Source organism: Candidatus Gastranaerophilales bacterium, from assembly GCA_028696075.1.
GTDB lineage: Bacteria > Cyanobacteriota > Vampirovibrionia > Gastranaerophilales > JAILCC01 > JAQVHS01.
The window spans coordinates 1-11,311 of sequence record JAQVHS010000019.1; the positions used below are offsets into that span (position 1 = coordinate 1).

Sequence of the window (11,311 nt, forward strand, 5' to 3'; positions counted from 1 at the left end):
CGTTCTATGCCGCCGTTGCGTAGCGAATGAGAATGAGCGCAGCGAAGCAATCTACATTGAAACAAATTGCGTCAGCAACTTTGCTTTCAATGATTGCACAGGCGGAAAATAGCGTAAGCAGTGTGTGGAAGAAGCTAGGCAGCTGGGAAGCTGAGAGGCTGGGATTAAACTTATGTAGGTTGGGTTTTAACCCAACTTACTTGGTGGGTAGGAAGCTGGTAAAAAATTTGTAAAATAAAAATTAAATTTGACAGAAAAATCATATGATTTCCACTGTATCCTACTCCATACAGTGTATTTTTTTCAAAATCTATGTATAAAACGCTCTAAAAACGCTAAAATACTAGTAGTAGATATTGACTTAACAATTAAAATCATTAAATTATCCACAAGAGCTAATTTAATGTAAGGTAAGATTAGGAGAAAAACATGGGTATAGCAGCAAGTCAGGCTCGTTACTTGTATTTAACGGCGAGACAAACAAATGTAGAGTTTGAAGGTCAACAAATCAATCAAGCGCGAACTAACTTAGCCAATGAGCAGGCCGGTTTATTTCAGGAAATGCTAACTCTTGAGCCGCCCAGTACTAAAACCCTATACGAAATCACCCAGGACCTGTCGGTCTGGAGCGCAAATACCCCCCCGGGACCTAACCCTGCTTCATACTCCGGCGGTGAAAAGAGTCCTGATTATATAATGGACAGAGATATTTGGCTTGCCTCTGACGGAGGTACAGACGCAAATGCCGCCTATCAACAATATTTGACTTTAAACCAACAAAAAGAACAAGAATATCAGCTGGCTTTAGACCAAATAAACGCTAAATCAGAGGAATTACACCAAAAAGACAGAGTACTGGAACTGCAGCTAAGACAGCTTGATACAGAGCAGCAAACGATTATTACGGAACTTGAGTCAGTTAAGAAAGTTATCGACAAAAACATTGAAAATGTGTTCAAAACTTTCCAATAAAACGGGTAAAATATTATGTCTTACAAAAACGACAGTTATTTAGTTATAGCAAACAAATTCGGTTCAGCAAGCTCTGATGCCAAAGCAGAGCTGTTCCAAATTTACGACCAAATAAGAGATATTTCCGTAAATGGTTCAACCTTTGCCGGAACAGGTTTTGAAGGTGTATCCAAATGGCTGATTAATTTTACAAGATTAATTGCCCCCAGCGCATACGCTCCTTTGTACGGATATAGCATAAATGTTCCGGGGACTTCCTATGCAACACCTTCAAGCGGCGGTAACGGTATTTATAGCGGAGGAACAGGTGCCTTCGGGTTCAGCAACATTTCACAATATTCAGGATTTCCCTCAGGCGGAGCCGCACCTTTGTACACAGGGATAGGAAACGGCTACGTACCTCTTTCAGACAGTTATGTTACAGGCGCATTAACAGGCATGGCAACCTCTATAACAGATTATGCCGAAACAGGCGGAGCCGCCTCTATGGTAAATTGGACAACATCAACAGCTGCTGCTACTGCAGGTATGTATTCCGGATTTGGCGCACCCGGTTCTAACGTTGTTATGCCCTTAGCCGGATTTGTTTCAGGTGTAGGGGGAATAGTATCAGCTTTAAGCCCGTATATGGGACCTTGGGGGCTTGGTGCAACTTTGGCAGGCAATTTAATGCAAGGCTACGGCGGAGCTGTTTTGGCAGGATATCAAAATATTACGGGCAGAATACTTGCTAACGCCGATTCTATTATGACAAATAAAGTAAGAAACATAGAAACTGTTGCAAAAATGCTTGATACTCAGGGCGATATCGTAAGAAAAATGCTTAAAGAATCTATCGACAGCGACTCTAAAGCTATTCAAAACCTATAGCGTAAGCAGTGTGTGAAAGAGGAAACGATGAGTTTCCTCTGAAACCGTTCTATGCCGCCGTTGCGTAGCGAATGAGAATGAGCGCAGCGAAGCAATCTACATTGAAACAAATTGCGTCAGCAATTTTGCTTTCAATGATTGCACAGGCGGAAAATAGCATAACCAGTGTGTGAAAGAGGAAGTTAGGAAGCTGGGATTAGGTTCAAAAGCTGAACGGCTGAAACCTTTTCACGGTTCAAAATCTTTTATAAATTTCATCAATATTTCGCAAATAAAACTCTGTAGAAAAACACTGCTCGATTTCCTCTTGCGAAAGATATCTTTTCATTTCTTCATCGTCTAATAAGTTTTGTTTAAAATTACCATCCGGCTTTCCCCATGCCTGATGAGCATTCTTTTGTACTATTTTATAGGCTTCTTCTCTTGATAATCCTTTATCCGTCAAAGAAAGCAGTACTTTCTGCGAATAAATACAGCCGCCGTAAAGGTTCAAATTTTTCAGCATATTATCCTCATGAACAACAAGATTTTCAAGCACATTGAGAAATCTGTTTAACATATAGTCAATCAGAATAGTGCTGTCAGGGAAAATTATACGCTCTGCGCTGCTATGGCTTATATCCCTTTCATGCCATAAAATCACATTTTCCAGTGCTGCAAAAGAATTAGAGCGAACAACTCTTGCCAAACCCGACAAATTTTCGCAGGATATGGGATTTTTCTTATGAGGCATAGCGGAAGAACCCTTTTGCCCCTGAGCAAAACCCTCTTCAACCTCTAAAACTTCGCTTCTTTGCAGATGCCTCAATTCAACCGCAAACTGCTCTATTGTAGTTGCAATCAATGCCAAAGTCTGCAAATACTGGGCATGAACATCCCTTTGAATAATTTGTGTGGAAATTTTCGCAGGATTTAACCCCAGCTCTGTACAAACCAATTTTTCGATTTCAGGGTCTATATTGCTGTATGTTCCTACAGGACCTGAAATTTGCCCTGTATTAACAGCTTTTGCCGCCTGATTAAACCTGTCTGAATTACGTTTCATAATATCCAGCCAGTTTAAAAGCTTCAACCCAAAAGTCATAGGCTCGGCAAAAACACCGTGAGAACGGCCTACACATAAAGTATGTTTATATTTTAGAGCTTTTTCTTTTAAAAGCGCAATCAAACTCAATAAATCTTTTTCTATAATTTCATTGGCTGCTTTTAATTGCAAAGACAAAGCAGTATCAATAACATCAGAGCTGGTTAAACCCATGTGGATATATTTTGCGTTTTCGCCGACACTTTCATTTACACAAGTTAAAAATGCAATAACATCATGCCTGACTTCCTGTTCAATCTCATCAATTCTTTGAATATTAAACGAAGCTTTTGCTTCTATCTCAGAAAGAACCTTAAGCGGAATTATTCCGGTTTTGGCATAAGCTCTGCATACTGCCAATTCTACACGCAAATATTCGGAGAATTTATTTTCAAGGCCCCAAATATCTTTCATTTCTTTTCTTGAATAACGCTCAATCATAATAACCCTGAGATTGTATGTCCAAAATCAGTTTACCATGAAAACGACGGAACAAAAACTACAACAAGAATACAGGTACCTGAGCCGGATTATTAAGACTGAAATCCATCTCCTTTTTAAACGGGCTTGTAGCTGTATTCGATAACATTGCCGCAGTTTTTTCAGTCAAAGTATCGACATTAGCCGGCATCACTTGTTTACCCTCAAAAGGATTTTTACCCCTTGTAATAGGAACGGTAGTGTTATTCAACGCCTTTTTCTTTTCCTTTTCAGTATCCCTGTTTTTATTCACCAAACTTGCAATAGCTTGGCTGATAGGATTTTTAGCGGGCATTTCCTTTTGCGCAGGAATATCTTTCGCAAGAATTTTTATCGCTTCATCAAGTATGTCCAAATTGTCCCATAATTTAGGATTATTTGTATAAAGTGCATTTTCCTTTTTTGCACTAAGCAAGGCCTGATTTTTTTTGTCTGCCAATAATTTTATTTGTTGAGGATTATAACTCGTTCTTATAGCCTCCGCAAAACGCATTGCCTGAATAGAGTTTTTTTCAACATTTTTCTTATATTTAGATCTTTTTCTGGTATAAATAGCCATTTCCCATCACTCCCGAATATAGTTTCCCATATTAATATAAAAACAAATTGAAGCCAAAAATTGCGTGTATTCCTATACCCTAAACAAATGATTTACTAAGGCAAAAATGTAGTATAATATACTAAGAGGAAAAGTAAGGAAATTAAATGCTCAGAGTAACAAAGCTTGCTGTTTTAATAATATTTTTAGCTTTTATAGGCATACAATCGGTCAAGGCAGAAACGCCTCTTAGCGACTATATGGATCCCGGTTTTATGAGCGTACAGGGTTACAGCCCTGAAACTATCCGAATAATTGAGCTTAACAAAGCAAAAACCTTTGGAGAAGAATTGCCAAAACCGAGTGAATCAAGTTCCTCCTTAGTAAGATGGTGGAAAAAATTCATTCGATATAGCGACCCTGCAACCGATATCGGTGATTTTGGGACACATATTATTTATCCTTATAACACCATCAACGATTATTAATTATTTTTCTTGAATTAAAATCTTTAGCATGGATAATTGAACAATAGAATGTTAAATATCGCACATCCTATAGTTTTGTGTTGACATGAAAAAATGTTGCACATAACATTAATATAGTAAAGGAAAAGGACGAAATCATGGGTCTTAAAAAAAACGACAGACTGGTAGTTATGGCATGTGAAGAATGCAAAAACAGAAACTACACAACAACAAAAAATAAAAAACACCACTCGGACAGAATGGAACTTAAAAAGTACTGTCCATTTGACAAAAAACATACTTTGCACAAAGAAACGAAGTAAAGGCAAGCGCCTTTAGTTCAGTCGGTAGAACGTCGGTCTCCAAAACCGAATGTCGAGGGTTCGAGTCCTTCAGGGCGCGTTCTTTACAAACAAGTCAGCAATAACCCCCGGGGCAAACAGGAAAAATGAGCAGTAATATAAAAGAAAAACGAGAAACAAATATGATAGAATCCCTCCAAACTTATTTCAAAGGTGTAAAATCAGAATGGGGACGGGTCACATGGCCGGAAAAGCCGCAGGTAGCTGTAGAAACTGTCGTAGTAATTTGTATAGTGTTTTTGTTCACAGCGGGTGTTTATCTTATAGATATAGTGTTCAAAGGTTTATTTAGTTTGGTAGCCAAGTAGGTAAGAAAATGGCAGAAGATAAAAAAAATCAAAAAAGATGGTACGTAGTCCACACATACTCGGGACACGAAAACAAGGTTAAAGCTAATCTTGAAAAGCGTGTTGAGTACTTGGGACTCGGAGAAAAAATATTTCGCATAGAAGTACCGCAAAAAACCGTAACAATGGTAAAGGGCGGAAAAAGGCAGGATAAGGAAGAAAAAATCTTCCCGGGCTATGTGTTAGTCGAAATGGTAATGGATGATGACAGCTGGTTTGTAGTACAAAACACGGCAGGCGTTACCAAGTTCATCGGCGCTAATAAAAAACCAATCCCCGCAAGAGAAAGTGAAATAAGAAAAATTATCCACAAAGTTCAAATTCAAACAGCAAAAGTTGAATTAGATGTTAAAGTGGGTGATAAAGTAAAAATCATATCAGGACCGTTCGCCGATTTTGTAGGAACAATCACCGAAGTTTATCCCGATAAGGCTAAACTGCGTGCATCAGTTTCTATTTTCGGCAGGGAAACACCTGTAGAACTTGAATATAATCAAATACAAAAAGTATAGTAAATAAAAAAGTGGAAGGGGATAAGGATATAAAGCCTTGATTAACCCCGCTATACCACGAAAGGAGCAAACATGGCAAAGAAAGTCATCGGAAAAATCAAATTACAAATTCAGGCAGGAAAAGCCAACCCATCTCCTCCAATAGGACCGGCATTGGGTCAGCACGGCGTAAACATCATGGAATTTTGCAAACAATACAATGCAAAAACAGAAAACATGATAGGTTATGTAGTTCCTGTCGAAATAGATGTATATGAAGACAGATCGTTCTCATTCATCACCAAAACACCACCTGCTGCAGTTTTAATCACAAAGGCAATCGGAATTGAAAAAGGTTCTGCTGCCCCAAACAAAACTAAAGTCGGTAAAATCACTCAGGCGCAATTAGAAGAAATCGCGAAAACTAAAATGCCTGATTTAAACGCTACTACGCTTGAAGCCGCAGTAGAAATGATTAAAGGTACATGCAACAGCATGGGTGTTACAGTAGAATAACAAGTGGGAGTGAAAATTTCACGTTCGAACCACAAAGGAGAATGAACAATGGCGAAATTAACTAAAAAATCAAAAAAAGTATTAGAAATACTTGAAGAAGTAAATCAGCCGACAAGCGGTGTTGAAGCAATCAAACTTTTACAAAAGATTTCAAAAGCAACGTCTAAATTCGACGAAACTTTAGAACTTCATATGAAATTAGGTATCAACGTAAAACATGCCGAACAACAGGTCAGAGGCACAACTGTTCTTCCTGCAGGTACAGGCAAAACCATAAGAATTTGCGTTGTAGCTAAAGGCGAAAAAATGTCAGAAGCTTCTCAAGCAGGTGCTGACTTTGTAGGTGCAGAAGATATCGTTGAAAAAATCCAAAACGGATGGTTAGACTTTGATACCCTTATTGCTACACCTGATGCAATGGGTCTTTTAGGCAAATTAGGTAAAGTCCTTGGTCCAAAAGGACTTATGCCAAACCCTAAAACAGGTACGGTTACATTTGATGTAAAAAAGGCTATTACCGATGCTAAAGCAGGTAAAGTTGAATACCGCGCCGATAAACAAGGTATAGTTCATGTACCGTTAGGAAAAATCAGCTTTAATGCAGACGGTTTAATTAAAAATTTCACAGCGGTAGCTGACGCTGTTATAAAAGCAAAACCGTCAGCAGCAAAAGGAACTTATTTAAAATCAGTATATTTAACGTCCACAATGGGTCCGTCAATCAAAGTTGATGAAAAAGCCCTGACTGCGGAAGTTAAAGCTTTGGCGGTTTAATTAGTAGCCCAGCGGCTATTAACGCTAGAAGAGAGAGTTTAAATCACCAATCTTAATGGTTGGTGATTCTTTTTATTCTAAACACTTAATATAGAGTCTTTATTGTTTTAAATTTCAATAATTATAAAGAATTTAATACTCCTATTGGAAATAGACTTTTTAACCAAACTTCTGTAAAATAAATTATAGTTGCATATAATGGGAGCTTTCAATGAAACATAAAATTAAACACAAAAAAAAGCACTGGGATTTGACTAAATTCATCCCTTTTGTACTTATAGCAGGAATTTTAATCTCCGTAGAACTTATAGTTGTATACTACACGGCAAACTTTGTACCTGAAGCAGCTCCGAGTTTTTGCACGCTAAACGCTCAAATAGACTGCGATGCCGTTGCAAGAACCAACTTTTCCCTGCTGTTTGGTATCCCTAACGCTTTATGGGGACTTGGGTTTTATGTTTTTGCGTTGATATTGTATTATGCTAAAAGTCTTAAAAATCTGCCGCTGCTGGGCTTTATGAAGATTTTTAAAAACCCTGTAAGCTACATCTTCGTTTTATCTATTTTCGGCATATTTTTCTCGATATATTTAGGCTACATTATGATGGTAAAAATTCAAAAAATATGTTTGCTGTGCGATGTATTGTATATAGTAAATATTTTGCTGTTTATCGTTTCAAAAAATCGAACTCCTATAATAGACCATATTATTACTTCTATTAATGATTTTCTAAAAGCAATATCTGAAAAAGCTTATGCTATAGCCGTGGTTTTAGTTGCAATTTTGGGACTGTCCGCCCTTATAGTTATAAATAAAGTTGAACTTTTTGTACCGCCTGAAAAAAGTATATTTTCAAAAGATATAATACAATTTCAGGCAACAACTTTGGAAAATGACCTGGGCAGCCCTGATGCAGCTGTTATTATCAATGAATTTACAGACGTACAATGCCCGTTTTGTGCAATTTCAAATAAAATGATGCACAAAATTGTCGATGAATACGACAATGTAAGAGTCTTGCACCATGACCTGCCGCTGGATACAGCGTGTAACCCCTCTATGACAAATCAAATGCATAAAAACAGTTGTCTTTATGCCCAATATGCCCTTGCCGCAAAAAAACAGGGGAAATACTGGGGGCTGCTGACTAAAATGTTTGAAAATAACACAAGTCTTACAGAAGATAAAGTACTTGAATACGCTAAAGAATTAGGCTTAGACACAAAACAACTCAAAAAAGACGCTTATTCAAAAGAAGTTAAAGAACAATTAAAAGAAGATATTGAAACAACATTGGACATGAAAATCTACGCAACTCCCACTTATTCAATAAACGGTAAAAAATACGAGGGCGTTTTTCAATATAATGAACTTGAAAAATTAGTAAAAGAACTCGGAGCAAAGAAAAAAGTTGGAAAGTAAAATAGTTTTACTGCACACTTGCTGCGCCCCCTGCTGTGCTTACGTAGCAGAAAAATTGCAAAAACTTGGCTGCAAAGTATTATTGTATTTTTACAACCCTAATATTTTCCCTTTAGCAGAATATAATAAACGTCTGGATGAATTAAAGCGATTTTGCAAAGAAACAGAACTGGAATTAATTCTTGAAGACCCTGATTTTACAAGGTGGCAAGAATTAACAAAAGGACTGGAAAATGAACTTGAAAAAGGAAAAAGATGCTCAATCTGCTATAGAATGCGTCTTGAGAAAACAGCCCTAAAAGCCACAGAACTTGGTATCAATTTTTTTACAACTTCGCTGTCTATAAGTCCGCACAAAAGTTATCCTAAAATTAAAGAAATTTCATTGACACTTGAAAATGATAATTTAAAATTTTTGGATATAGATTTTAAAAAGCAAGACGGGTTTAAAAACTCATTAGAACTTTCTAAAAAATATAATTTTTACAGACAAAGTTATTGCGGATGTGGATATAAATAAATATTTAACTGACAAAATTTTTTTTGTTCCTACTTTAAATAAGAAGAATATCTACTTAAGGACACAGCATGATAGTATCAAATATAGCACAAAACCAAAATTTTAAAGCCTTTCTTGGCTGGAAAAACCAAACTGGACAAGAGTATACGGACTATGAAAAAAGAAGATTAGCTCAAGTAGAAGGCTTACTTAACCAAAGGCAAACCGCAAGAATAAATATAACCGGAGAAATCACTACTGATAAGAATGGCGAAAAAGTAGTAAGGTTTGTATCATCTCCTTTGCTAAAAGATATGGTAATAATACGTCAACAACCAAAACATAAAACAGCAACACCAAAAGATTATGAAAGAAAATCACGTCCACTCAATATTGACTTTACTTTAGGCAGCAACGCTATTGATCATTTAAACCGCCAAATAGGCTATATAATGTGTTGTACCAAGGATCCAAACCACTCATCAGGCTGGGTTAATAAAAGGTAAATAATTTAAATAACAAAAAGACCGTTTCTTTTGAAACGGTCTTTTTTAAAATAAACCCCTGGCAACGAGCTATTTTCCCGAGAGGTCTCCCTCTAAGTATTGTCGCCGCTAACAGTCTTTACTGTCGTGTTCGAGATGGGAACGAGTGTTTTCCTGTCGCTTTGTCACCAGAGAATTCTTTTATGTACAAACTGTACACTGACAGCTGCATAATAGTGAATATCTCTATATAAATCAAACAAGATTTTACCAAATGTCATCCTGAACTTGTTTCAGGATCTAAAAAACAAATACACTTTGTTAATAGGAGAAGCGCTCGAATTATTAGTACCGATCGGCTGCATATGTTGCCATACTTCTACCTTCGGCCTATCAACCTAATTTTCTGCTAGGATTCTTACCTGGTTAACCAGTGAGAGAACTAATCTTACGGTGGGCTTCGTACTTATATGCTTTCAGCACTTATCCGCTCCGAACACAGCTACCCAGCGTTTGCACCTGGCGGTACAACTGGTACACTGGAGGTTCGTTCGTCCCGGTCCTCTCGTACTAAGGACGACTCCGTTCAATTCTCTTGCGCACATACCGGATATGGACCGAACTGTCTCACGACGTTCTGAACCCAGCTCGCGTGCCGCTTTAATGGGCGAACAGCCCAACCCTTGGAACGTACTACCGCTCCAGGATGCGACGAGCCGACATCGAGGTGCCAAACCTCCCCGTCGATGTGGACTCTTGGGGGAGATAAGCCTGTTATCCCTATGGTAACTTTTATCCGATGAGCGATGGCCCTTCCATGCGGGACCACCGGATCACTAAGTCCGTGTTTCCACCCTGTTCGACTTGTAAGTCTCACAGTCAAGCTCCCTTATGCCTTTACACTCTGCGGTTGATTTCCGACCAACCTGAGGGAACCTTTGAGCGCCTCCGTTACTCTTTAGGAGGCGACCGCCCCAGTCAAACTGCCTACCAGAAACTGTCCCGAACCCAGATGTTAGTGGCATTCGGTTAGAATTCAAATTGTGCCAGAGAGGTATCTCAACGTTGCCTCCACGAAACCTGACGACTTCGCTTCAAAGGCTCCCTCCTATACTGCACAGGAACAACCCGAATTCAATTTCAAGCTACAGTAAAGCTCAATAGGGTCTTTCTGTCCTGGTATGCGTAATCCGTATCTTCACGGATAATCCAATTTCGCCGAGCCACTCGCCGAGACAGCGCCCAGATCGTTACGCCATTCGTGCGGGTCAGAACTTACCTGACAAGGAATTTCGCTACCTTAGGACCGTTATAGTTACGGCCGCCGTTCACCGGGGCTTAGTTTCAAAGCTTCGACCGAAGTCTAACCTCTCCACGTAACCTTCCGGCACTGGGCAGGCGTCAGCCCCTATACATCGTCTTACGACTTAGCAGAGACCTGTGTTTTTGGTAAACAGTCGCCTGGGCCTATTCACTGCAACCCAACTCAGCTCTAGAGTGCTTGTCTCTATCACTGATATAGGGCACCTCTTCTCCCGAAGTTACGAGGTCATTTTGCCGAGTTCCTTAGCGAGTGTTATCTCGCGCACCTTAGTATTCTCTACCAACCTACCTGTGGCGGTTTACGGTACGGATACTTTAATATCTCGCTCGCGAAGCTTTTCTTGGCAGTGTGGAGTCAACATCTTCGGTTCCGTAGAACCTCCTATTCGCGCCTCACGTCTTAACGCCTGAACGGATTTTCCTATCCAGACTAGCTACACGCTTAAACAAGCTCTTCCGATCGCTTGCATGCCTATCCTCCTGCGTCCTTCCGCAGCTGATAACGATATTAAAATAGTATGGGAATATTAACCCATTATCCATCGACTACGCCTTTCGGCCTCGCCTTAGGATCCGACTAACCCCACGCGGACGAGCCTGCCGTGGGAAACCTTAGGTTTTCGGTGCATTGGATTCTCACCAATGTTTTCGCTACTCATGCCGACATTCTCACTTCTGCT

General features: G+C 39.1%; 13 protein-coding genes, 1 tRNA gene and 2 rRNA genes. 12 read left to right on the top strand and 4 right to left on the bottom strand.

The features are described 5' to 3' along the window. Positions 1-429: 429 nt before the first annotated feature. Both PHX18_08970 and PHX18_08975 read left to right on the top strand, forming a co-directional pair. Positions 430-972, top strand: coding sequence for a hypothetical protein (locus PHX18_08970; protein ID MDD3594740.1), 543 nt, complete (start codon positions 430-432; stop codon positions 970-972). 15 nt (positions 973-987) lie between these two features. Then, positions 988-1,842: a hypothetical protein gene (locus tag PHX18_08975; protein ID MDD3594741.1), complete on the top strand. Its 855-nt coding sequence runs from the start codon at positions 988-990 to the stop codon at positions 1,840-1,842. Positions 1,843-2,077: 235 nt separating this feature from the next. On the opposite strand, the gene purB is transcribed toward PHX18_08975, so the two are convergent. Further along, positions 2,078-3,367: an adenylosuccinate lyase gene (gene purB, locus PHX18_08980; GenBank protein ID MDD3594742.1), complete on the bottom strand. Its 1,290-nt coding sequence runs from the start codon at positions 3,365-3,367 to the stop codon at positions 2,078-2,080. Positions 3,368-3,425: 58 nt separating this feature from the next. Next, positions 3,426-3,965: a hypothetical protein gene (locus PHX18_08985; GenBank protein MDD3594743.1), complete on the bottom strand. Its 540-nt coding sequence runs from the start codon at positions 3,963-3,965 to the stop codon at positions 3,426-3,428. Positions 3,966-4,111: 146 nt separating this feature from the next. On the opposite strand from PHX18_08985, the gene PHX18_08990 reads away from it, so the two are divergent. The 10 genes from PHX18_08990 (at position 4,112) to PHX18_09035 (ending at position 9,329) form a co-directional block, all read left to right on the top strand. Continuing rightward, positions 4,112-4,432 carry a hypothetical protein gene (locus PHX18_08990; GenBank protein MDD3594744.1) on the top strand — a complete coding sequence of 107 codons (321 nt, stop codon included), beginning with the start codon at positions 4,112-4,114 and terminating at the stop codon, positions 4,430-4,432. Between the two features lie 137 nt (positions 4,433-4,569). Continuing rightward, a complete protein-coding gene (gene rpmG / locus PHX18_08995; protein MDD3594745.1) occupies positions 4,570-4,734 on the top strand; it encodes a 50S ribosomal protein L33 in 165 nt (54 codons plus the stop codon). Positions 4,735-4,740: 6 nt separating this feature from the next. After that, positions 4,741-4,813, top strand: a tRNA-Trp gene (locus PHX18_09000). A 46-nt stretch (positions 4,814-4,859) separates the two neighbouring features. After that, entirely contained in the window at positions 4,860-5,081 is a 222-nt protein-coding gene (gene secE, locus PHX18_09005) for a preprotein translocase subunit SecE (protein MDD3594746.1), read from the top strand. Positions 5,082-5,089: 8 nt separating this feature from the next. Continuing rightward, a complete protein-coding gene (gene nusG, locus PHX18_09010) occupies positions 5,090-5,632 on the top strand; it encodes a transcription termination/antitermination protein NusG (GenBank protein MDD3594747.1) in 543 nt (180 codons plus the stop codon). A gap of 72 nt (positions 5,633-5,704) precedes the next feature. Further along, complete coding sequence (gene rplK / locus PHX18_09015; GenBank protein ID MDD3594748.1) at positions 5,705-6,127, top strand: 50S ribosomal protein L11; 423 nt, start codon at positions 5,705-5,707, stop codon at positions 6,125-6,127. 48 nt (positions 6,128-6,175) lie between these two features. Continuing rightward, positions 6,176-6,901 (top strand): 50S ribosomal protein L1, encoded by a 726-nt coding sequence (rplA, locus tag PHX18_09020; GenBank protein ID MDD3594749.1) that lies wholly within the window; start codon positions 6,176-6,178, stop codon positions 6,899-6,901. Between the two features lie 211 nt (positions 6,902-7,112). Further along, a complete protein-coding gene (locus PHX18_09025) occupies positions 7,113-8,324 on the top strand; it encodes a vitamin K epoxide reductase family protein (protein ID MDD3594750.1) in 1,212 nt (403 codons plus the stop codon). Then, positions 8,314-8,844, top strand: coding sequence for an epoxyqueuosine reductase QueH (locus PHX18_09030; protein ID MDD3594751.1), 531 nt, complete (start codon positions 8,314-8,316; stop codon positions 8,842-8,844). Before PHX18_09025 ends, PHX18_09030 begins: the two co-directional genes overlap by 11 nt. Positions 8,845-8,912: 68 nt before the next feature. After that, entirely contained in the window at positions 8,913-9,329 is a 417-nt protein-coding gene (locus PHX18_09035; protein MDD3594752.1) for a hypothetical protein, read from the top strand. Positions 9,330-9,385: 56 nt separating this feature from the next. On the opposite strand, the gene rrf is transcribed toward PHX18_09035, so the two are convergent. Beyond that, a 5S ribosomal RNA gene (gene rrf, locus PHX18_09040) occupies positions 9,386-9,501 on the bottom strand. Between the two features lie 131 nt (positions 9,502-9,632). After that, positions 9,633-11,311, bottom strand: a 23S ribosomal RNA gene (locus PHX18_09045); the annotation flags it as partial.

Bases quoted from the DNA above. Each gene is read 5' to 3' on its own strand.
- PHX18_08970 (MDD3594740.1), top strand. From the start codon at position 430: ATGGGTATAGCAGCAAGTCAGGCTCGTTACTTGTATTTAACGGCGAGA.
- PHX18_08975 (MDD3594741.1), top strand. From the start codon at position 988: ATGTCTTACAAAAACGACAGTTATTTAGTTATAGCAAACAAATTCGGT.
- purB (MDD3594742.1), bottom strand. From the start codon at position 3,367: ATGATTGAGCGTTATTCAAGAAAAGAAATGAAAGATATTTGGGGCCTT.
- PHX18_08985 (MDD3594743.1), bottom strand. From the start codon at position 3,965: ATGGCTATTTATACCAGAAAAAGATCTAAATATAAGAAAAATGTTGAA.
- PHX18_08990 (MDD3594744.1), top strand. From the start codon at position 4,112: ATGCTCAGAGTAACAAAGCTTGCTGTTTTAATAATATTTTTAGCTTTT.
- rpmG (MDD3594745.1), top strand. From the start codon at position 4,570: ATGGGTCTTAAAAAAAACGACAGACTGGTAGTTATGGCATGTGAAGAA.
- secE (MDD3594746.1), top strand. From the start codon at position 4,860: ATGAGCAGTAATATAAAAGAAAAACGAGAAACAAATATGATAGAATCC.
- nusG (MDD3594747.1), top strand. From the start codon at position 5,090: ATGGCAGAAGATAAAAAAAATCAAAAAAGATGGTACGTAGTCCACACA.
- rplK (MDD3594748.1), top strand. From the start codon at position 5,705: ATGGCAAAGAAAGTCATCGGAAAAATCAAATTACAAATTCAGGCAGGA.
- rplA (MDD3594749.1), top strand. From the start codon at position 6,176: ATGGCGAAATTAACTAAAAAATCAAAAAAAGTATTAGAAATACTTGAA.
- PHX18_09025 (MDD3594750.1), top strand. From the start codon at position 7,113: ATGAAACATAAAATTAAACACAAAAAAAAGCACTGGGATTTGACTAAA.
- PHX18_09035 (MDD3594752.1), top strand. From the start codon at position 8,913: ATGATAGTATCAAATATAGCACAAAACCAAAATTTTAAAGCCTTTCTT.